The following is a 20,130-nucleotide window of genomic DNA, read 5'->3' on the forward strand; positions in this document are numbered from 1 at the left end:
GATTCTGCGCACCGCCGCCGAGCGTTCGCGCGCCCGCCGTGCGCGGTCGGTCACCCACAAGGTGAGACCCACGATGACGAGTTGAATCAGCGAGAGGAGCGCGGCGGTGCGCAGATCCAAGAACTGGTTGACCTGCAGATAGATCTCCGTCTCGATAGTGGAGACCCGGGTGCCGCCCAGCACCAGCACGATGCCAAAGGACGACGCACAGAAGAGGAAGGCCAGCGACGCGGCCGACGCGAGCGCTGGCCCAAGGGCAGGAAGGGTGATGTGTCGAAACGCCGCCAGCCTGCTGGCGCCGAGCGTGCGTGCGGCGGCCACGCGACCAGGGTCCAGCCCTGCCCACGCTCCACCCACAACGCGCATCACGACGGACGTGTTGTAGAACACGAGCGCGGCCACGATGACCCACGGCGACTGGTCAAGCCCTGTCCACCCGAGCGGTCCGCCCCGCCCCACCAGCGCCGAGAACGCTGCCGCCACCACCACCGTGGGCAAGACGAACGGAACGCTCGCTGCGGCGCGCACGAAGGAGACGCCTGGCCAGCGCAGCCTGAACAGCGCGTATGCGGCTGGCACGCCGAGCAACAGTGAACCAATTGTCCCCGCTCCCGCCAGCACCAGCGTCGTGCCCACTGCCCTGAGGATGTGTGGGTCCGTCAGCGCCTGCGCCGCCAAGTCGAAGCGCACGGAACCGTCTTGGGTGAGACCGCGCCACAACACGGTCGCGAGCGGCCAGACAAAGAACAGCGAAAGATAGCCCAGCGGCAGCGCCGCGAGCCCCCACCACACGAGGTGGGGGCCGACGCGGCGTACGCGCTGAGCGCTCATCTGAGGCGTGTCCTGCTAGTTGAGGACGGTGTCCGTCCAGGTGTCGATCCACTCGTCGCGCTGGGAGTCGATCGTGGCGGGCTCTAGCGTCCACGGGTCCTGGGCAAGCGGCGCAAACTGCGTCCACTCGGCAGGCACCTGGACGGCAGACGAGACGGGGTAGACGTACATGTTTTCTGGTACGGAGGCCTGGAAGCCATCGGACAGCATCCAGTCGACCACGAGCTGCGCGCCTTGTGGGTTCTGGGCTCCCTCGAGGACTCCGGCATACTCGACCTGCCGGAAACACGTGTCGAGCAGGGCCGCAGTGGTGGGCTGGCCATCGATCACCTCCAACGGGGGAGACGACGCATAGCTGAGCACGATCGGGTAGTCGCCCCCGTAGTTCGGTGCGGAGAAGTCGGTGAAGTACGTATCCGACCAAGACGCCGTGACACGCAGATCGTTGTCATTGAGGGCTTCCCAATACTCCGGCCACGCGTCGCCCTTTGCCGCGATCGTCGCCAGCAGGAAGGCAAGTCCTGGTGACGACGTGGCGGGATTGGTCACCGACACCATGCCGCTGTACACGGGGTCCAGCAGGTCATCGAGCGTCTGCGGCGCGGGAACGTCACCCTCGAAGGCCGCCAGGTCAATGTTGAGGCACACGTCCGAGAAGTCGATCGCGGTGAGTGCCTGTGACCCGCCGATCGCGTACGAGGCGGCGTCCGCCGCGGCGGGGGCGTCGGACGCGTAGTCGGCGAAGACGCCCGCTTCGAGAGCACGTGAGGCGAAGGTGTTGTCGACCCCGTAGACCACGTCGCCCAGCGGCGCATCCTTGGTGAGAATGAGCTGGTTGACGAGCGTTCCGGCGTCCCCAGGCGCGACAAAAGTCACGTCCAGGCCGGACTCTTGTTCGAAGGCCGCCAACACGTCGTCCGGTACCGCGAAGCTGTCGTGGGTCACCACGGTGACCTCCGTCGGCATCGGCGACTCCGTGGAGTCGGGAGACTGTGACGACGGATCGTCGGTGGCGGTGGAGCAGGCAGCGACGCCAACGGCGACTGCTGCGGTGATGGCGAAAGCACGCGTGATGCGCATGCGGTTCCTCCCATACTTCAGGAGGGGTAATGAGACTCGACTCCCTACGCCGGTGCAAACCGGATCAGGTTCGAGGGTCTGCGGGTGACCGCACTCTCAGCGCCCTTGGCCCACATACGGATGTGGAGGCGCTCCCCTGTCGTGGCTACCACGGTACGCCAGTTTTCGGATGCCACGCGCACTTCCACAGGCGGCGATTTTCCCCTACCGGCCTCCGGCGCTACGGTGTGTGGGGGCAGCGTAGCCCCGCGGGTCCGAGCAAGGCCGGACCGCCTATCGATGGACAGCAGGTGAGTCAAGCAATGAGGGTGTTGACGCTCGGTGCCTTCGAACGAGACAACTTTGGTGACACCCTCTTTCACGAGGTCACCAAGAACTACTTGCAAGACGCGGACGTCACTGCGGGATCGATCATGGCCGGCCGCCTCAGTAGCGGTGAGCCGGTCGTCAACTATCGCAAGCACTTGGCGACGGAACGCGTCGACGCCATCTGGGTTGTCGGTGGCGAAGTGGGTGGCGTTGTGCTTGAGGATGCGCTAGCGATGTCTTTGGCGGGGGATGCGCGTGCCGAGTATCTGGCCCAGTCGCCACAGGTTCGACGCTCGCGCGCTGAGGAGCAGGGGTTCTCTGACCACCGAGCGCTCGCGTACCTGCCCGAGATGGGCGCAGATGGCCCTCAGGTGGTGGTGAACTCTGTCGGGTTGAGCGCACTTGCACGTGCAGAACCCGACGTGGTCACCAGGTCACTGGCGGCACTCCAACACGCGACCGCGGTTCACGTCCGCGACGTCCCTTCTCACGAGTTCTTGACAGCGCAAGGAGTCACCGTCTCGATCGGCCCAGACATGGTTCACGCGATTACCGGTGTTCCGGGTTATGGTCCGGACGACATCGCCAGGCCCTTGCCAGCGCCATATGCGCTGGTTCAGATCAACGTGAACCTTGTGCGTCACCACACGGTGAAGGAGGTGGCTCACCAAGTAGCCACTTTGGCACGCGAGGCGGACCTTGACGTGGTGCTCTTCGCCGCCGGTGTCGCGCCCGGTCACGACAGTCTTGGTATCTACGCTGCCATCGCCGCAGCGGCGTCGCGTGAGAGTGGCGCGCGCGCCATCAGGGTCCTGACCGATCGAAATGTGACGCATCTGGTGCACTACGTGGCACGGGCGGAGATGTGGGTGGGCACGTCGTTGCACGGGCGCGTCCTTGCAGCCGCCTATGCAGTTCCCCGCATCTCGCTAGAGAATGAGAAGGTGTCGCGCTATGCGACTACCTGGGATCCCGCCTATGCGCACGGTGTTGACCCGGCCAACCTTGCTCGGGAGGCTCTGCGGGGCTTGACCTCGTTTCAGCGGGGCGCGAGCCAAGCGACAGCGACGCGCCTCGCCAGCCAAGCCGATGCGCATTCACGCCGGGTCAGGGAGGCACTCTCGTGAACTCACAATTTGATGTCATTGTCCCGGACGGCGAGGACCCGGTGCAGGTCTACCGCGAGCTGCTCGTGGAGATGGCCGACTACTACGAATCTGCCCTCGCGGTCCGCACTGAGGAGCGAGACTTCCACGAGTCCCAATCGTTCGTCTACATCGAGGAGATCGCCAGACTGGTTCACGTGCAACAGCAGGATCGCATCGGAATCGTCGATCGTGCGAAGCGACGCATCAAGCGCGTGTTGCGCGGGCTGATTCGCTAGGCACGAGGACCGGTCGGAATGGCAGCCGCAAGGCGGTTGTCGATATTGACCCACGCGGCCCCATCGGACAATTCGAGCCAGCGGCTCCACGACGAGATCGGCCTCTTCTGCCCGTCCTCGAGTTGATAAATGGCTCCATTCGGGGCCCGGACAAAGGATCCCATCGCAGCACCGCGGTCGAGCGTCGCGCACGTGTAGCGGTCAAGGTCCACAAAGTCGATGGGCCAGCGTCCTTCGTCCTCCGTGGCAACTTCATGTATCGCACCGTTAGCCGCCACGTGGGCCACCCCGTCACATCGCATCCCGTAGCCAAAGTAGTCGGAACTGGTGGGGTAGCCAGCCAAGTCCGACTCAGCCACAGTGGAGTAACCGAAGACTCCCGCAGCGCTTGAGATCTCGAAGCTCGAGAGAGGCAGGGCTTGGGTCAGTCCGTCGATGTAGTAGATCCGCGGATTGGAACTTGTGCGGACCATGGCCCCGGCAGGCAGAATTCGCGGTCCTGCTTTGAGGGCGGACACGACGGTGGGAGGAACGAGCGTGAACGCCCAGTCGCCGTGGGATGTGACGGAGCTGTATGCCGCGAAGGAGGAGAACTGGCGCAGGCCTGCATCCGTCAGCAGGTAGACGGAAGCGCGATCCGTGGCCTTGATGAGCATGCTCTCAGTGAGCGCTCCCAGGTTGGGCCACAGCGCGAGCAAGTCATCGGGAAGCGCTGTGGGGTCCGACTCCGATCTCAACAGCGCAGGATCCACCGAGAATCGTCCGTCCCTCGTGAGCGCGTACGTCGTTCCTGCGGAGTCGACGGCGATGCCTGAAATTGTCGTTGCGGCGGCTGGCAACTGGGAGAAACTTGCATTGGACAGGCTCGACTGAGTGATGTTCGCGCCCGTGAACGCCGTTTCCTCCCCGACCGGCACCATGTGGAGCTGACCGTCGTACAACACGCCATACTCGCCCGTTCCCCTGTTCCGGACCAAAGCCGGTTCGGACACAATGGGCGCCCCAAGTGTCAGATGTGCCACGGAATTGTCGCTCAGTACGACCATCGAAGCGGTGATGCCGGCAGCTACTTGTGCCTGTTCGTCAGCGATCTCGCGCTTGACGCCCTCCTGCACGAGATAGCGCGCACCAGTGTCGGTGCCGACCAGTTCTGTAAGCGTCGGACCGTTGGGGAACAGCGACATCTGGGCGTTGTCGAGTTGGACATAATGATCCGCCGAGCAACTATACCCAAAGTCGAGGAGCATACCGCACGAGGGATACGACAGCATATTGCCGCGATCAAGCATCGCGATTCTGCCCGAGGTATTGCGGAAGTTGGAACCGACCATTGGTCCGTCGGAGAAACTGTCGAGGTATTCTTGCGTGACATAACCGACGCCACCGAGCGTACGCAGCTCCCTATACACCTCGAGACTCGGTATCTGGTGTTTCGTTTCACCACTGATGAAGTACACCGTAGTGCTTTCCTTGGTGCGCAGAAGCACGTTCGATTCAATGGGCGATCCGAACCAATCCCAGTAGTATCGCCAGAAATTTCGGTTTCCGTAGGAAGAACACGAGTCGCCAGTGCCGTACAGATTGTTGAGCGCGGCGCTGTTGGGCTGGTACGGGGTGTAGTTGTACAAGCCAGCGGTCGCGAGGTTCGTGATGTACACCCGTGAGTAGCCGCACTTGGAGGAATTCGGGTGGAAAAGGATGTTGTTGGTGCGCCCTGCCTGGTAGTTGTATCGAGTGGGCAGTTGCGCGTACCGCTGGAACTGGCGTGCTCCGTAGTACATTTGATAGACGAAGCCCTTGAAAGCACCATCGCATGGTGCGCTATCAGAGCAGGCGTACCCTAGCGCCTTGTCATATCGCCAATCGCTAGGCCAAACGTGAGTGACAAGCCCCTGCTCCTTTTGAAGAGTGACGAGGAGAGCCTTCTGACTAATGTTGCAGGACTTGCCGACCTTAGCGATGATTTCCGCGGCCGTCTCGTCGGGCGCACCGACGTAGCCATCACAGAATGCATCCGGCGCGATATTGGGAGTTGGCTGGTGGTAGTCCTTCAGGCAGGTATAGCCGGAAACACAATTGCTCACCTTTGAGTTCAGGAATTTTTGGATATCGGAGGCGGTCATGGCGTATCCGTTGTAGAACTCTTGATCGCTGATGATATAGCCGGGATCGAAAGACCCCACGGGGCGGGCCTCCGCCTGCGGCGTAGCGACGAGCACTGCCGCCACAATCGCAACGACAAGCGCAAGAGAGACGCGAGGCTTCCACGCAAGAGTCATGGGATCTCCAGAAGAACCGGGTCGGACGTCACGGTGGCGCCGCCTGTGGTGTAGGTGAGAGTCACGTCCCAAGCGCCTCGGGAAAGGCGAGGGTCTGCCAGCGTTGTACTTCCGCAAGCTGTGGTGTCTTGATTGGTCAATCCGAGAGTCGTTGCAGTCACCCGAGCGTCGCTTGATCGCGCTTCGAGGGCAAAGAGACACTCCTTGTCGTCCTCCGCAACGCCGATCACGAAGCCGCCGACGGTGATGGATCCGTCGGGGTCCACTGTCGCGAAGCTGATCGTCGGTTGCACTGCGAAGGATTCCGAATCCGGCTCTGGCTCTTGGCTGGGTGCGACTGTCGGCTGGGAGGTCGTTCCCGGACTCGGCTCGGATGATGCCGTCGCCGTTGCGGTTACTGTCTGAGCGGGCATGGGGTCACTGTTGGAGCCCGAGCACGCGGTTGTGAGTACCACGCACGCCACAAGCAGCGTCGTGGCGCGTTTGTGCGCCAACTGGAACGGTTTTGCCATGCGGTCAGAGTAACCCCGAGGATTTGTGGTTGCCACCTTTCACTGCGGCGAGTGGCAAATCCGTCAAGTCTTCGCGCAGGCCGTCACGGACTCTGCAACAGATCACGCCAACGCTCGAGTTCAGGAAACGGGGTGAACTCATGGTATTTCCCCGCCCGCCATTCGACCGAGATCCTCCCGTATCGCGCGACCGGGATCCGCGTGTACCGGCAACGCGCGTGCTCGAATTCCAACTTCGCGCGTGCTCGCTCAAGAATTCTCTGAGGCGCGCCTGATGCCTCGAGACGACTGACGAGAGTGCCTGCGCGGTCTCGCAACAGGTGAAACCTCGGCGATCCGGCCTTGAGCGCCGCCACCGTGCGCTTGACCTTCGACCTGGGAGGGACGCCAATCTGGTTTGAGCCGTGAAGGCGGTACTGAATGAGTGGTTCAGAAATCATGTGAATGGTCCCTACCGCGGACGCCATGATCGCCAACCACTCGTCGTGGATCCACCGGTGTCCGACAGGAAACGCCACGCTCAACAAGGAACTCTCGAACATGACGGTCGCGCCCGTCACGATGTTCCTTCTCAACAGGGCGTGGAAAGCGTCCCCGGAGAGCATCTCCGAGGTCTCCCGTTCGGAGACGTCGTATGCCCCGAATAGCGTTCCGGGTAGACGCCGGCCGTTGTCATCGATCAGTTCGGCATTCGAGAACACGAGTGACCGAGACCCCGAGGGTCCCAAGTGCGTGATTGCGTGGGACAAGCGGTGTGGAAGCCACACGTCATCGTGGTCAGACAAGACGATGACATCACTGGTACAAGCCGAAATCGCGCGTTCGAAGTTCTTCGAGAAGCCGCCGACCCGCTCGGTTGCTACCACGCGAATGATCTCCCCGCCCGGAAGTTCATCCTTCAGCCGATCGATCAGGTCGACTGTGCCGTCCGTCGAGCCGTCGTCGGCTATGACGACCTCAGTGACCGGGTAGTCCTGCTCAAGAATGCTGCGGAGTTGTGGTTCGAGAAACCGCGTACTTTGGTAGGTGCACAGCGCCACGGACACAGTGCGCAGGGTCGCGGCACTGCCGTCCGACGGGGACGTTGGGGTCATGGTGCAAGTGTAGGTTGCTTCATGGCGGAGAGTCGGGGTGCTGCACTCAGTCGTTTACACTCGCCATGTTCAGATCAATGTCAGGAGCTACGGTGTCGAGCAACACGCCTACCGAGCAACGATGGGCGCGCGTCGCAGCAGAGCCCTTCGAGACAACCGGGCCTGCTGGCAGTTTCTGGCGGGGCACCTGGGGTTCAGTCAAGGCCGTGTGGCAGCGGCGCGAACTTGTGTGGCTGTTGTCGCGCCGCGAGGTGCGAGCGCGCTACAAGGACAGTTCGCTTGGCATGGTGTGGTCTCTCGCGCGACCCCTTGCTCAACTCGTCGTCTACTACTTCGCCATCGGCAAGGTCCTTGGCGTCTCTCGAGCCATACCCTCGTTCGCGATCTTCGTCTTCATCGGTCTGATGGGGTGGACACTGCTCACCGAAGTCGTACAGAAAGGTACGAGTTCCATCTTGAGCAATGCGGGCCTGGTGAAGAAGGTCAGACTCCCACGTGAGGTCTTCCCTCTTTCTGCAGGGGGGTCTGCAATGTTCATGTTCCTCGTCCAGTGCGTGATTCTTGTGGTGGCCGTCATCGTCTTCGATGAGATCCCCGCATGGACCGGCCTGGGATACGCCGTCGTCGGAATAGCTGTCCTCATGATTCTCAGTTACGCCCTCGCGCTGCTGCTTGCTGGTCTGAACGTCTACTTCCGCGACATCGAACACCTTGTGGAAGTGGTATTTGTCGTGCTGTTCTGGGCATCGCCCATCGTCTACTCGTTCCGCTTCGTCCACGAGTTTGTGGGGGGAACCTGGATCGAGCAAGCATATCTTGCGAACCCCGTAACGGCCGCCATCATGGGCATGCAGCGGGGCTTGTGGGCGCCGGGCGGGACTGAGTCGGATCTTGTCGTGTGGCCTGATGATCTGGCCCTTCGGCTCGGGATCGCTCTTGCAGGGGCGCTAGCCTTGTTGTGGTTCGCTCAGAGGGTATTCGCCCGCCTGCAGGCCAACTTCGCTCAGGAGATCTAGATTGGTGTCTGCACCTCAAATCGTTCGCGTTGACGACCTCTCCAAGCACTTCTCCCTGCGCAAGCAGAAGTCGCTCAAGGAGGCGGCGCTCGCGGCAGTACGCCGCGGTACCGCGCCCGACGAGTTCTGGGCCCTGAAGGACGTCTCCTTTGCAATCGACGCCGGCTCGACGGTCGGTTTGGTGGGCCACAACGGCTCGGGCAAGAGCACGTTGCTCAAACTCATCGGTGGAATTCTGGAGCCGACGTCTGGGGTCGTGGAACGCCGGGGAAGACTCGCGGCTCTGCTGGAATTGGGCGCAGGGTTTCACCCCGACCTCACCGGACGCGAGAACATCTACCTCAACGCCGCAATCCTCGGACTGAGCCGCCGCGAGACGGACCAGCACATGGACGAGATCGTTGACTTCTCTGGAATTGAGAAGTTCATCGACACGCAAGTGAAGTTCTACAGTTCGGGCATGTACGTGCGCCTCGGCTTCTCGGTCGCGGTGCACGTTGACCCTGATCTACTGCTCGTGGACGAAGTCCTCGCGGTCGGGGATGAACCGTTTCAGCGCAAGTGCATGAACCGCATCACTGAGTTCCAGCGCGAGGGGCGCACGATCATTGTCGTGAGTCACTCTTCGGGAATCGTTCGCCAACTGTGCGACCGGGTGCTCGTTCTTGATGGTGGATCGCTGGTCCACGACGGAGATGCGCAAGAAGGCGTTGACCTGCTCAAGGCGTTGTACAGAGACCAAGCAGCGCTCGACTTGCCCACCGAGGAGCGACACACACACGCCGAAGCAACGTGTCGCATCGACTTGGTTGATGCGACGGTGACACGACACGTGGGTTCGACGAGCCTCGACGTCGTGGTGGCGGTGAAGGTGGATCACCCGATGCAGGCGTGGGGTGTGAAGATCGCACTGTTGACCGTCGACGGAGTCCGCCTCTTTGACATCGACACCTTCAGGCTGGAGCAAACTCTTCCCGATACGGCCGGTGTCCACCAGGTGAGGTTCAGGTTCGACGGAATTGCGCTTGGACCGGGAAACTATGTGGTCAACGCGGCAGTCGGGCCGGAGAACGCAGCGGCCTACGATGCGATTGCCGCCGCCGCGTCGTTCGAAATGCCCCGGATGGGTCAGGGCAACGGCCTGCTCCATCTGGAGCCGCAGCTCGATGTCAGCGACTCCTTCTAGCGGCGGGCACTTCTCGCGCTCTAGGCGCCCTGATCGCGGCGCCGTGAGGCCTCGAGAGAGTGGGCTTCTACCACTGCCTCGTTGTCGATGTCGACCTTCGAGACTCGGCGGTAGGCTGACCACTTCGCCACCTGGTATGCCGGGTTGACCGCCCACCAGTACAGGCGACGACGCCACGAGTAGTCGGGGTCCCTCGCAATCCGAAGGGTGTCTCCGACGATGCCGCGCATGGCCTTCACCACGGTTCGCATGGCGCCTCCGGTGGGCACAGGGAACCCGAGCCTGCTGAGCGCAACCCCCTCGTCAAAGATGCGACGGCGGTACTCGCTCACGGTGAGATCATTCGAATGCTCTACCGCAGCCATCGGGGAGAACGCCTTCCACCACCCAGACTCAAGGAGATCCGCGCCAAAGTACTGGTCTTCCGCATAAGGCACATCCCGGTAAGGCACTTCACCCAGGAGCACCGAAGTGCGAGCAGCGGAATTGACGTCCGAGTAGAAGGTCGCACGCGCCTGTATCTCGGTCGGCGCCCACCCGGGCGCGTCGACTGTCACACCATGGCCCACGCCTGCGCTTCCAAACACCCCGCGAATCTCGTACTTGAGCAAGGGAACGCACCGTGGTCGTGGCACCTGGAGGCCGTACACACCAGCCACTCTTGGCATGGTGCGCAGCGGCTCCAGCAAGTGCCGCAGCCAGGAGGAGTCCACCGGGATTGCATCGTGGGTGAGATACGCGGTGAACTCGCCTCTCGACATCGAAGCAGCCAGATTCCGAGTGCGACCGTGGCCGAAATCGGCCTTGTCGATGTGGTGGACGCGCACCTCCGGGAAGTCGCTCACGATGTCGAGGGTCGTGTCGGTGGAACCCGAGTCGATCACAAGCACATCGAATTCGCCGTCCAACTGTTGGTCGCGCAAGGCTTCCAGGATCCGTCGGAGGTAGGTCTCTCCGTTGAAGGTGAGGATGACGACCGTCGCGAGGTGGTCACTCATGGTCGTGCCTCAAGATGGCTTCCCAGGTTGCCGCCACACCTTCGTCTAGGGCGGTGAGCGACCGTTCACCAAACTCATCGGTGAAACGTGTCGTATCCAGGACTACTTCGTCGACGAACGACGGAGGTTGGGGCCGCTCGTCGATCATGACTTCGCGTTGCGTGACCCGTTCGAGTGTCGCGAGTACGTCGTTGACAGTGAGTCCGATGCCGCTACCAATGTTGTAGACAGAGTGCTCGACAGCGTCGATTGCCAGCGGCGCAAGCATCTGCACCACATCGTCCACATAGATGTAGTCCCTCACCATGGACCCATCGCCCAGGCGCACTACGGGTAGGTCGCGGGCAATCTGCCGCAGGGCGATCGGGATGAGTCCTTGCGGCTTGTCGGCCTGCTGGCGCGTTCCATAGGGGTTGGAGATGCGGCATGTGACGGAGTTCAAGCCTCGTTGTCGCCGATAGAACTCGAGATAGCGTTCGATCGCCAGTTTGCCGATGCCATAGGGAGAGATCGGCTCGGCAGCGTCGGTTTCGCGATACCGGCCCTTGTGTTGAGGCCCGTAGATCGCCCCGCCCGTCGAGGCGAAGACGAGTCTCCCGATTCCGGCGTCGACACAGGCATCGATCAGTGCCAGTGTGCGCACCACGTTCGTTCGGATGTCGTATGCGGGGTCAGCGTCGGCAGTGGCGGGGGTTGTGGTGGAAAGCATGTGGAAGACAGTGTCCTGTCCAGTGACGGCCAATACGAGGTCGTCATCTGACATGAAGTCCCCGGTCAGGGCGGCGACCCCATTAGCCTCAAACACCGGCGGGCGCTGGGTGAAGCGGTCAAACGCCGTGACTTCATGCCCCGCTGCGGCAAGCGCATCGACGAGGTGGGAACCCAGGAAGCCGTTCCCTCCGATAACCGAGACTCTAGCCACGCATCGCCCTTTCAAACGCCGTTGTGAATTGGACGCCGGCATCGGTCCAGTCTCGACCGCCCAGCGACGCGGAAAGGGTCGAGGGGTCGGGCGGATCATCGACGATCTCGCAAAGCCGCCGAGCGATCACGGCCGGCGATAGCGGGGCGAAACTGATGTGGGGGTTTTGCGACACGAGTCGATTGTTGGGTCCATCGTTCATCACGGGAGTCACGCCCGCGGCGAGAAGTTCCAGGGGTAGCAGCGACATGTTGCTCAACGACAGTACGAGTGCTGCAGAGCACTGGTTGTAGAGGGGGTTGAGTTCGGCGAGGTCAAGGCTCTCGTGGTTCACATGAGCGAAGGGGACCCGGTGCGGATCAAGTCGCCCGCCCGCGAGATGAATGGTGACGTCCGGTCGCGCCTTCGCAAACTCCGCGAGCGCCGCGATTCCCAGATCAAACGCGCGTCGCGGCGTCGAAGGGCGAGCGTAGAAGAAGACACCTGAACGACTCCCGGTGTTGGCTTCGGTGACGTGATAGCGGGTTGAGTCGGCGGCGAAGTCATAGTGGTCCGCCGCCATTCCATACTCTGTTGACAACTTGTCTTCGAGCCACGCGCCTGCGGTCAGTCCGTGGAATCCGAACCGGTAGGTGTTCTCGGCGAGCACGTAGTTGTCACCCACGGGATAGAACCAAGGCTCGAAGTCCTGGACAAAATAGAAACGACGCGCACGCGACGGGTCCAAGTAGACGGGGTACGCCGTCTCCCATGCGGTCGCGAAGAGGGCCTGTGCCGAGTCGTGAACTGAGCCCCTCAGAGGAAGAAGGTCGGCCTTGAGGTTCGGGTAGGCGCTCACCGTCTCCAGCATCTTCTTGAGCGCGGGACCGTCGGCTGTGGAGCCTTGCCAGTCATAGAGGTAGACAGTGCACTTGTGCCCCGCCTGTTCGAGAGTGTGGATGAACCTGAACATGTTCTGATGACCGCCACTGCCAGCACTGGGGGGCGACGTCACCCACGCGACATCGATGGGGCCTTCGGTTACCGATAACGGCTCTCTCAGGGCCAATGGCGGATTCGTCCAGTCAACTGAGACCATGTCCTGGGCCGACACCATGGGGCGCGAGTCGACCACCGTGTGACTGGGAGGAGCGAGGCGCTGAGCGACCAGGCCAAGTGCGCGACGAGGTCCCTGCCTCTTGACAGCGCTGAAGAACTGGCCCGCCATGCGATACGCACGTCTCAGCCCCATCATCCGCCTTCCGTCAGGTCCATCTCGTCGTGCCAAGGCTACATGCGACACACCGACCGCTTGCTTGCCACCTCGCTGCGAGTGGTGCTGACTACACCTCGCTGCGGTAGAAGTTCATCCACGACTTAGAAGCAGTCGGCCCCCGCTGTCCCCGATACCGCGACCCATACTTGGTTGACCCATACGGATGCTCGGCCGGAGAGCTCAGCTGGAAGAAGCACAGTTGGCCGATCTTCATGCCGGGCCACAGGTTGATCGGCAGCGTCGCCGTGTTGGACAGCTCCAGCGTCACATTGCCCTCGAAGCCAGGGTCGATGAAGCCGGCGGTGGAGTGCGTCAGTAGCCCGAGGCGACCAAGGGACGACTTGCCCTCAAGCCTGGCCGCGATGTCGTCGGGAAGCGTCACGGACTCGTAGGTGGAGCCCAAGACGAACTCGCCTGGGTGAAGCACAAAGGGCCGGTCGGCGTCGACCTCGACAAGGCGAGTGAGCTCTGGCTGCTCGATGGACGGGTCGATCGAGGCGTACTTGTGGTTGTCGAACACCCTGAAGTACTTGTCCAGCCGCACGTCAATGGACGACGGCTGGATCATGGCCGCGTCGTACGGGTCAAGGGCGACGCGGCCCGAGTCGATCTGGGTGCGGATGTCGCGGTCCGAAAGCAGCATGGGGTCAACCTATCGCGACTGTCCCGCTGCTAGCCTCGAACCACGCACAACGAGGTGGGGGGCACATGAACACCGCGAAACGTCCGACGATGAGGTTGGCGGCCATCGCCGCGGCGGCTCTATGGCTTGGTGCTTGCGGCCTGTTGCCCGTCGCGACGGACGATGCCACGCCAGCGCCCACGCAGGCGGTCCCCACCCCCTCGGAAACGCCAGCGGCGGCGGGTTGGGTGAGCTCCTCCGGCGTCGGCTTCGATATGGACCTTCCCGAGGGTTGGAACGACCACACGGCTCGCTACTCGCAGTTGGTGCCCGACACGGTGCTGGCCGCCTACTTTGGCACCGCGCCGAAGATTGAGAACGAAGGCGAACCCTTCGCGACCGTTTCGGCCCACGCCATCGTGCCCACGGAATACCCGAGGGGCGAGGTGTTCGAGGATCTCGACTCATGGGCCGCCGACATGACGGACCCCGTGATGGGTCCCGAGGGGGGAATCCAAACGGCGACCGGCGGCGCCGGCTGGTGGGGCAGCGTCACGGGAGACATTCGCGGCAGGCTGACCACGATTCACGCGATCCACATCTTCCACGGGAACTACGAGCTCATGGTGCTGGTGGAGAGCTACGAGGGAGACGAAGCGGCGGCCGAGCAGTTCATGGAAGCGCTTCAGACGGTCGCGTTCACGGCGCCGGAGCCCGTGGAGGGCCGCCGTGGGGCTCCCGTCAGCGATGACGGGCGCTGGCACAGCTATTGCGACACCTTCAGCGCCGCGCCGCAGCCGGACTGGGCATACACATTCTCGCCCAACCTGGATTCGGCCGGGTGGGAATGCCCCGCTGACTACGACTATCTCGGCGGGTGGGTGGACCTCTCTGGCGACAGCGACGTGCATGTCACTGCGCACTTCGCGACGGGGTTGGATGAGGTGCAGATGCGAGCTGGGGAGTCCGTGCCGTCCGCAGTGGGCGAGACCATGACGTCCCCGGGTGGCTACGAACTCACCTTGACCGAGAACGCCGCCCTGACGACCACGAGCGGTGGGCAGATGACGCGAGCCGTCGCCGATGTGGTCTCGCCAGAGGGCGACGTCATCATTGAGGTTGCTTACTTCGTTCCGCTGGGGCCAGGGGGAACTGCGGTGGTCATCGCGTCGGCGCGGGACGGCGGCGAGTTCGACACGGTGGCTGTCGAGGCTCTTGCCGCATCGATCACCGCAGAGAACCCCTAGTCCTTGCCGCCGTCCCGGCGTCGGCGTCGTTCTTGCTCATTGAGCCACACCCGGAAGTTCGGGTCATCGTCCGGCGCGCGTGGGGGACGGTAGCCACCGCCGCCGTTGCCCGGCGCGCGACGATTGCTGAGCTTGGCGACAATCCACGCGCCAGCGCCAACAAAGGGCGCAAACAGCGCAATCAGCACCCACAGCGTCTTGGGAAGACGGTACGGCTCTTCGTCAGGATGCTGGGCGACGTCCACGATGACATAGACAGTGAGGCCCACGTAGAGGATCATCGGCAGCAGGTATCGCATGGCTTCACAGTAGGAGCCCAGCACGGGCGCGTCCAGCGCGAGAGGCCAGGACAGGCGTCCCGGTCCGGAAAATCGAACCGGTTGCATCGAAAACTTTCGAGCGCGGGGGTTCCCAGGGGGTCGTGAGAGCGCGATCATGGGGTTAGGCTGGGCTCGGCCCAAAGGCCCCACCACGTTCTGGAAGGTCTCCACATGCAGTTCGGTCACTTCGACGATGAAGCCCGCGAATACGTCATTGAGACGCCGCACACGCCGTACCCCTGGATCAACTACTTGGGGTCGCAGGACTTCTTCGGTCTGGTCTCCCACACGGGCGGCGGCTACTGCTTCTACCGCGACGCCAAGATGCGTCGCCTCACGCGCTACCGCTACAACAACGTGCCGATCGACGACGGCGGGCGCTACTTCTCGATCAACGACGGCGGGGACGTGTGGAGCCCCTCGTACCGCCCCTACAAGACCGATCTCGACTTCTTTGAGACCCGCCACGGCATGGGCTACACGCGCATCACCGGTGAGCGCGGCGGCCTGCGCGCGTCGGTGTTGCTCTTTGTGCCCGTCGACATCAATGCCGAGGTGCACCAGGTCACTGTGACCAACACGTCGGACGCCGCGAAGTCTTTCTCGCTCTTCAGCTTCCTTGAGTTCAACCTGTGGAACGCAGAGGACGATCAAACCAACTACCAGCGCAACTTGAGCATCGGCGAGGTGGAGGTCGAGGACGGCGCGATCTATCACAAGACCGAGTACCGGGAGCGCCGCGACCACTACGCGGTGTATGGCGTGAACGCGCCCATCGCTGGCTTCGACACAGACCGAGACACGTACTTGGGCTTCGGCAATGGCTTCGACGAGGCCGCCGTCCCGCACGCTGGCAAGTCTGGTGATTCGATTGCCTCCGGCTGGTACCCGTGCGCGTCGCACCACCTCGAGGTCGAGTTGGCTCCAGGCGAGTCCAAGACGTACACGTTCGTGCTGGGCTACTTGGAGAACGCGCAGGACGACAAGTGGGCCTCGCCTGGCGTCATCAACAAGACGGGCGCCAAGGCGCTGCTGGAACGCTTCGCTACCAACGACGCGACCGATGCAGAGTTCGCCAAGCTCAACGCCTACTGGGACAACCTGCTGGGCTCGTACACCGTCCAGTCCGGCGACGACAAGCTCAACCGGATGGTCAACATCTGGAACCAGTACCAGTGCATGGTGACCTACAACATGTCCCGCTCCGCCTCGTACTTCGAGACCGGCATGGGCCGCGGGATGGGCTTCAGGGACTCCAGTCAGGACCTGCTGGGCTTTGTGCACCTGGTGCCTGAGCGCGCCCGCGAGCGGATCATCGACATCGCGTCCACCCAGTTCGAGGACGGCAGCGCGTACCACCAGTACCAGCCCCTCACCAAGCGAGGCAATCACGCTCTCGGTTCGGGCTTCAACGACGACCCGCTGTGGCTCATCCTGGGAGTTGCCGCCTACATCAAGGAGACGGGCGACTTCGCGATCCTTGACGAGCTGGTGCCTTTCGACAACGACCAGTCCACGGCGGCACCGCTCATGGACCACTTGAAGCGGTCGTTCGACCACCCGCTCAAGAACATGGGCCCACACGGCATACCGTTCATTGGTCGCGCCGACTGGAACGACTGCCTCAACCTCAACTGCTTCTCAACGACGCCAGGCGAGTCGTTCCAGACCACGGAGAACAAGGGTGGTGGGGTCGCGGAGTCGGTGTTCATCGCGGGCATGTTTTGCGCGATCGGCCCCGAGTACGCCGCACTGGCCCGACGCCGCGGCGACGAGGGCGAGGCGGAGCGTGCCGAGTACGCGATCGCACAGATGCGCACGGCGGTCATTGAGCACGGCTGGGACGGCGAGTGGTTCCTGCGTGCCTACGACTTCTATGGCAACAAGGTGGGCTCGAACGAGAACGCAGAAGGCAAGATCTGGATCGAACCCCAAGGCTTCTGCATCATGGGTGGCATCGGCGTTGACGACGGCAAGGCCATCAAGGCCCTAGACGCGTGCCGCGAGCGCCTCAACACCCCGCACGGCATGGTGCTGCAGAACCCCGCGTACACGAGCTACCAGATTGAGCTGGGCGAAGTCTCCACGTACCCGCCCGGGTACAAAGAGAACGGTGGCATCTTCTGTCACAACAACCCATGGGTGATCATCGCGGAAACCGTAGTGGGCCGCGCTGAGTACGCGTGGCAGTACTACAAGCAGATCACTCCCGCGTACCGCGAAGAGATCTCAGAGGTGCACCGCCTCGAGCCGTACGTCTACGCGCAGATGATCGCTGGCAAGGACGCGTCACGCCACGGGGAGGCCAAGAACTCGTGGCTGACCGGAACCGCCTCGTGGAACTTCGTGACCGTCTCGCAATACCTGCTGGGGGTGCGCCCTGACTACGACGGCCTGGTGGTCGACCCGTGCATCGGCGAAGAGGTGGGCGAATACACCGTGCGCCGCCAGATTCGCGGTGCCACGTACGTCATCACCGTGAAGACCACCGGCGCCAAGGGTGCCAAGCTCACCGTCGACGGGAAGGCGATCGAGGGCAACACCGTGCCCTACGCCCCTGCCGGTTCAACCGTGGAGGTCGTGGCTGCTCTGTAGCCGCCCTCCGCCGCGCTTCTGCGCGTGACAATGCCCCGGCCCGTGCCGGGGCATTGTCATGTCGCTATGGGGTCGTCTCGAGGGGGCTACGCCGTGGGGGGTCCTGGCGGTTCGCTCGCCTGGGGCGCAGTCGCGGTGGGCGCGGTCGCCGCAGGCGCCCGACGGGCAATGCGCGATCTCCTCACGCGGATCGCCGCGAGCACCGCAAGGAAGATGAGTGCCATCAGTGCGAGCCAAGGCAGCAGCACCCCGATGACGACCAGCACACCCGTGAGGAAGGTCGCGAGCGCGTCCCAGCCGGACGTCAGGCCGTCCCAGAAGGTCTCGGGCCCGTCGTCCTCGACGATCACGACCGGCTCCGTGGTGAGCGACAGGTCGATGGTCGACATCGACACCTGGTCGTTGAGGCCACGCTGGTGCGCCTCAAGGCTCTCGAGCTCAGCCTGTCGGCCGTCCAACTCGTTCTCGAGCGTGATGATGTCGGAGATGTCCTCGGCCTCTGCCAGCAGGCGTTCGATGCGTTTGGTCGACGCGCGCAGCGTTGAGATCCGGGATTCCAGGTCCGTCACCTCGGTCGTGACGTCGTAGGAGTCGGTGCTGTACTGGTCCACCGTGCCCAGTTCGCGCAGGTCGTCGACCACCGCGTCGAGTCGGCTCGAAGGGATCCGCAGCGTCAGCGAGGCCGAGCCGCCGTAGCTCTCATCGGGAGCGGTCTCGCTGCGCGCGTCGATGCGTCCGCCCGCGTTCTTGACGATGCCCGCCGCCCTGTCCGCAGCCACGATCGGATCCTCAACCGTCATGTACAGGGTGCCCGTGATGATCACGGCGCGGTCGGCAGTCGACCGCTGGGTGCCCTCTGCGGACTCCTCATCGGAGAAGGCCGGAGCGTCGGCTCCACCGTCCGCGAACCCGGCGTCGGCGACCCCTGGCTCGCCGTACGAGGAGTCGGCCCCGGAGGAGCAACCAGTCAGCATCGCGGCAGCGGCGATGAGTGAGGCGATGACGCCGAGGCGGCGGGCGCCGCGCGGGGCTGCGAGGAGAGGTGTGCTCATGGTGGTCATGCTAGTGAGACGCACGGGGGCCCGCCAACGTTGGGTCTGCCCTCTCGCGTCGACGACGCCATCGAGCGGGACCTGCGCGTTCGGCGCGAGCCGCGAAGCCGAGTGCGGGCGTGTATACGCTGGTACGCACACGTGCCACAGCGCCCTTCAACGCGAGGAGCATCGGTGAGACCGAATCCCGACTACGCCATGACGGACCCCGCGGAGGTCGCGACGCTGCTTCGTGACCACCCGTGGTGCACCATCGTCTCGCACGTGCCCGGCCGCGGCATCGTTGCCTCGCACTACCCGGTCTTGGTGGACGACGACGCTGAAGGGCTTGCCGTGTTCAGTCACGTGGGCAAGCCGGATCAGGATCTGCACGAGCTCGGCCAGCACGAACTCACGATCATCGTCGAGGGACCCCAGGGCTACATCTCGCCCGGTTGGTATGGGGTCTCGCCTGCGGTGCCCACCTGGAACTTTGTGGTGGCCCACCTGACGGGCACTCCCGTGGTGGTGACTCAGCAGGAGAACCTCCTGCTCATGGATCTGCTCGTCGACTTCTTCGAGAATCAGACGGATCAGCCCACGCGGCTGCACGCGAGCACCGAGAACAGCGAGTACGCGCAGCGTATCGTCCACGGCACGGTGGCGTTCCGCATGAAGGTCGACCGGTTCGAGGCCAAGCGCAAGATGAGCCAAGACAAGCCCGACGCGGTGGTAGCAGGCATTCTTGAGGGCCTGTCGCGCCCGGGACCCTTCCGAAACCCCGCGCTCGCGCACTACATGGAGTCTTTGCGCCGCGCAGGTGACACGCTGGACTGAGACCGCCGTGCAGGGTCGCGGCGCGGCCTTCCGCGCGCGGATCTAGTAAGGGCATGCTAAGAAAAGGGGATGAAGAATTTCGAAGAGGGTCTCGCATTCGTAGCGTTCGTTGGCCTCCTCGCGGTCGGCGGGTGCGGCTCCTCCGATGAGGATCCGGCCACGTCACTCCCCACGGCACCCGAGTCGACCGAGACCGTCGACACGTCCACGCAAGACGCCGAGCCAGCCGAACCAGACGAGCCAGCCGACGCTGGCGCCGAGCCCGCAGACCCCGTGGGCACGGTGACCGTCGCTGGCACCACCTACGAGGTCGAGGGGCGCAGCATTGGCCTTGTTGACGGTGAGTTCGTGACCCTTGATGGCGACTTTGGGATCTGCGAGGCGAACAACCCCGCGTTCCCAGGGGACGCCAACATCCAGGTGAAAGTCGGGGAGTTGGGGGACTTCGGCTTCTCCATCTCAGATGACGTCGCCGAGGCGGACCTCGGCGAGCCCGGACTGCAAGAGGACGCCTCCTCCGTCGACTACGAGCGGACGGGCGACACCATCGTCGGCACGGCCGAGTTCGCCGACGCGGGATCGGTTGAGTTCGACCTCACCTGCAAGTAGCGG

Annotated in this window: 19 protein-coding genes and 1 riboswitch; of the genes, 8 read left to right on the forward strand and 11 right to left on the reverse strand. The window is 63.3% G+C overall.

The window, feature by feature from the left end; genetic code table 11:
* Both QZZ33_RS02840 and QZZ33_RS02845 read right to left on the reverse strand, forming a co-directional pair.
* Positions 1-831: ABC transporter permease subunit (locus QZZ33_RS02840; protein ID WP_291378002.1), on the reverse strand; the 831-nt coding region annotated here is incomplete at its 3' end.
* A gap of 15 nt (positions 832-846) precedes the next feature.
* Complete coding sequence (locus QZZ33_RS02845; protein WP_291378004.1) at positions 847-1,911, reverse strand: thiamine ABC transporter substrate-binding protein; 1,065 nt, start codon at positions 1,909-1,911, stop codon at positions 847-849.
* A 24-nt stretch (positions 1,912-1,935) separates the two neighbouring features.
* Positions 1,936-2,059: riboswitch (TPP riboswitch) on the reverse strand.
* Positions 2,060-2,201: 142 nt separating this feature from the next.
* Between QZZ33_RS02845 and QZZ33_RS02850 the strand changes: the two genes are divergently transcribed.
* Complete coding sequence (locus QZZ33_RS02850; protein WP_291378006.1) at positions 2,202-3,347, forward strand: polysaccharide pyruvyl transferase family protein; 1,146 nt, start codon at positions 2,202-2,204, stop codon at positions 3,345-3,347.
* Positions 3,344-3,604 (forward strand): hypothetical protein, encoded by a 261-nt coding sequence (locus QZZ33_RS02855; RefSeq protein WP_291378008.1) that lies wholly within the window; start codon positions 3,344-3,346, stop codon positions 3,602-3,604. Before QZZ33_RS02850 ends, QZZ33_RS02855 begins: the two co-directional genes overlap by 4 nt.
* On the opposite strand, the gene QZZ33_RS02860 is transcribed toward QZZ33_RS02855, so the two are convergent.
* The 3 genes from QZZ33_RS02860 to QZZ33_RS02870 all read right to left on the reverse strand — a co-directional run bounded on the left by QZZ33_RS02860 (position 3,601) and on the right by QZZ33_RS02870 (position 7,489).
* Positions 3,601-5,883 carry a hypothetical protein gene (locus tag QZZ33_RS02860; protein WP_291378010.1) on the reverse strand — a complete coding sequence of 761 codons (2,283 nt, stop codon included), beginning with the start codon at positions 5,881-5,883 and terminating at the stop codon, positions 3,601-3,603. The genes QZZ33_RS02855 and QZZ33_RS02860 overlap by 4 nt on opposite strands.
* On the reverse strand, positions 5,880-6,395 hold the full coding sequence (locus tag QZZ33_RS02865) for a hypothetical protein (protein ID WP_291378011.1): 516 nt from the start codon (positions 6,393-6,395) through the stop codon (positions 5,880-5,882). The genes QZZ33_RS02860 and QZZ33_RS02865 overlap by 4 nt, the downstream gene beginning before the upstream one ends.
* An 83-nt stretch (positions 6,396-6,478) precedes the next feature.
* Complete coding sequence (locus QZZ33_RS02870; RefSeq protein ID WP_291378012.1) at positions 6,479-7,489, reverse strand: glycosyltransferase family 2 protein; 1,011 nt, start codon at positions 7,487-7,489, stop codon at positions 6,479-6,481.
* Between the two features lie 65 nt (positions 7,490-7,554).
* Here QZZ33_RS02870 and QZZ33_RS02875 point away from each other — a divergent pair, with 65 nt between their 5' ends.
* The gene (locus QZZ33_RS02875) at positions 7,555-8,505 is read left to right on the forward strand and encodes an ABC transporter permease (RefSeq protein ID WP_291378013.1); all 951 of its coding nucleotides are present in this window, start codon (positions 7,555-7,557) and stop codon (positions 8,503-8,505) included.
* A gap of 4 nt (positions 8,506-8,509) precedes the next feature.
* Positions 8,510-9,691, forward strand: a complete 1,182-nt coding sequence (locus QZZ33_RS02880) for a polysaccharide ABC transporter ATP-binding protein (RefSeq protein WP_291378015.1) — start codon at positions 8,510-8,512, stop codon at positions 9,689-9,691.
* Between the two features lie 20 nt (positions 9,692-9,711).
* Here the strand turns inward: QZZ33_RS02880 and QZZ33_RS02885 are convergent, their stop codons facing one another.
* From QZZ33_RS02885 to dcd, 4 genes are all read right to left on the reverse strand, one after another.
* Positions 9,712-10,689, reverse strand: a complete 978-nt coding sequence (locus QZZ33_RS02885) for a glycosyltransferase family 2 protein (protein ID WP_291378017.1) — start codon at positions 10,687-10,689, stop codon at positions 9,712-9,714.
* Complete coding sequence (locus QZZ33_RS02890; protein WP_291378019.1) at positions 10,682-11,611, reverse strand: NAD-dependent epimerase/dehydratase family protein; 930 nt, start codon at positions 11,609-11,611, stop codon at positions 10,682-10,684. The genes QZZ33_RS02885 and QZZ33_RS02890 overlap by 8 nt, the downstream gene beginning before the upstream one ends.
* Positions 11,604-12,563: a glycosyltransferase family 1 protein gene (locus tag QZZ33_RS02895; protein ID WP_291378021.1), complete on the reverse strand. Its 960-nt coding sequence runs from the start codon at positions 12,561-12,563 to the stop codon at positions 11,604-11,606. The genes QZZ33_RS02890 and QZZ33_RS02895 overlap by 8 nt, the downstream gene beginning before the upstream one ends.
* A gap of 370 nt (positions 12,564-12,933) precedes the next feature.
* Entirely contained in the window at positions 12,934-13,509 is a 576-nt protein-coding gene (dcd, locus tag QZZ33_RS02900; protein ID WP_291378023.1) for a dCTP deaminase, read from the reverse strand.
* Between the two features lie 65 nt (positions 13,510-13,574).
* On the opposite strand from dcd, the gene QZZ33_RS02905 reads away from it, so the two are divergent.
* Positions 13,575-14,735 (forward strand): hypothetical protein, encoded by a 1,161-nt coding sequence (locus QZZ33_RS02905; RefSeq protein ID WP_291378025.1) that lies wholly within the window; start codon positions 13,575-13,577, stop codon positions 14,733-14,735.
* On the opposite strand, the gene QZZ33_RS02910 is transcribed toward QZZ33_RS02905, so the two are convergent.
* Positions 14,732-15,034 (reverse strand): PLD nuclease N-terminal domain-containing protein, encoded by a 303-nt coding sequence (locus QZZ33_RS02910; protein WP_291378027.1) that lies wholly within the window; start codon positions 15,032-15,034, stop codon positions 14,732-14,734. The genes QZZ33_RS02905 and QZZ33_RS02910 overlap by 4 nt on opposite strands.
* Positions 15,035-15,226: 192 nt before the next feature.
* Between QZZ33_RS02910 and QZZ33_RS02915 the strand changes: the two genes are divergently transcribed.
* Entirely contained in the window at positions 15,227-17,650 is a 2,424-nt protein-coding gene (locus QZZ33_RS02915) for a glycosyl transferase (protein WP_291378028.1), read from the forward strand.
* A gap of 86 nt (positions 17,651-17,736) precedes the next feature.
* Here the strand turns inward: QZZ33_RS02915 and QZZ33_RS02920 are convergent, their stop codons facing one another.
* On the reverse strand, positions 17,737-18,702 hold the full coding sequence (locus tag QZZ33_RS02920) for a DUF4349 domain-containing protein (RefSeq protein ID WP_291378030.1): 966 nt from the start codon (positions 18,700-18,702) through the stop codon (positions 17,737-17,739).
* 174 nt (positions 18,703-18,876) lie between these two features.
* Between QZZ33_RS02920 and QZZ33_RS02925 the strand changes: the two genes are divergently transcribed.
* Together QZZ33_RS02925 and QZZ33_RS02930 are read left to right on the forward strand one after the other, a co-directional pair.
* The gene (locus QZZ33_RS02925) at positions 18,877-19,518 is read left to right on the forward strand and encodes an FMN-binding negative transcriptional regulator (RefSeq protein WP_291378031.1); all 642 of its coding nucleotides are present in this window, start codon (positions 18,877-18,879) and stop codon (positions 19,516-19,518) included.
* 69 nt (positions 19,519-19,587) lie between these two features.
* Entirely contained in the window at positions 19,588-20,127 is a 540-nt protein-coding gene (locus QZZ33_RS02930; protein ID WP_291378033.1) for a hypothetical protein, read from the forward strand.
* Positions 20,128-20,130: the final 3 nt, after the last annotated feature.

The organism is Demequina sp. (assembly GCF_016278775.1).
In the GTDB taxonomy this organism is placed as follows: domain Bacteria; phylum Actinomycetota; class Actinomycetes; order Actinomycetales; family Demequinaceae; genus Demequina.

Excerpts from the sequence above, each read along its gene's own strand:
- QZZ33_RS02860 (WP_291378010.1), bottom strand. The coding sequence starts at position 5,883 with ATGACTCTTGCGTGGAAGCCTCGCGTCTCTCTTGCGCTTGTCGTTGCG.
- QZZ33_RS02910 (WP_291378027.1), bottom strand. The coding sequence starts at position 15,034 with ATGCGATACCTGCTGCCGATGATCCTCTACGTGGGCCTCACTGTCTAT.
- QZZ33_RS02885 (WP_291378017.1), bottom strand. The coding sequence starts at position 10,689 with ATGAGTGACCACCTCGCGACGGTCGTCATCCTCACCTTCAACGGAGAG.
- QZZ33_RS02845 (WP_291378004.1), bottom strand. The coding sequence starts at position 1,911 with ATGCGCATCACGCGTGCTTTCGCCATCACCGCAGCAGTCGCCGTTGGC.
- QZZ33_RS02865 (WP_291378011.1), bottom strand. The coding sequence starts at position 6,395 with ATGGCAAAACCGTTCCAGTTGGCGCACAAACGCGCCACGACGCTGCTT.
- QZZ33_RS02875 (WP_291378013.1), top strand. The coding sequence starts at position 7,555 with ATGTTCAGATCAATGTCAGGAGCTACGGTGTCGAGCAACACGCCTACC.
- QZZ33_RS02920 (WP_291378030.1), bottom strand. The coding sequence starts at position 18,702 with ATGAGCACACCTCTCCTCGCAGCCCCGCGCGGCGCCCGCCGCCTCGGC.
- QZZ33_RS02915 (WP_291378028.1), top strand. The coding sequence starts at position 15,227 with ATGCAGTTCGGTCACTTCGACGATGAAGCCCGCGAATACGTCATTGAG.
- dcd (WP_291378023.1), bottom strand. The coding sequence starts at position 13,509 with ATGCTGCTTTCGGACCGCGACATCCGCACCCAGATCGACTCGGGCCGC.
- QZZ33_RS02930 (WP_291378033.1), top strand. The coding sequence starts at position 19,588 with ATGAAGAATTTCGAAGAGGGTCTCGCATTCGTAGCGTTCGTTGGCCTC.
- QZZ33_RS02895 (WP_291378021.1), bottom strand. The coding sequence starts at position 12,563 with ATGTTCAGGTTCATCCACACTCTCGAACAGGCGGGGCACAAGTGCACT.
- QZZ33_RS02870 (WP_291378012.1), bottom strand. The coding sequence starts at position 7,489 with ATGACCCCAACGTCCCCGTCGGACGGCAGTGCCGCGACCCTGCGCACT.
- QZZ33_RS02905 (WP_291378025.1), top strand. The coding sequence starts at position 13,575 with ATGAACACCGCGAAACGTCCGACGATGAGGTTGGCGGCCATCGCCGCG.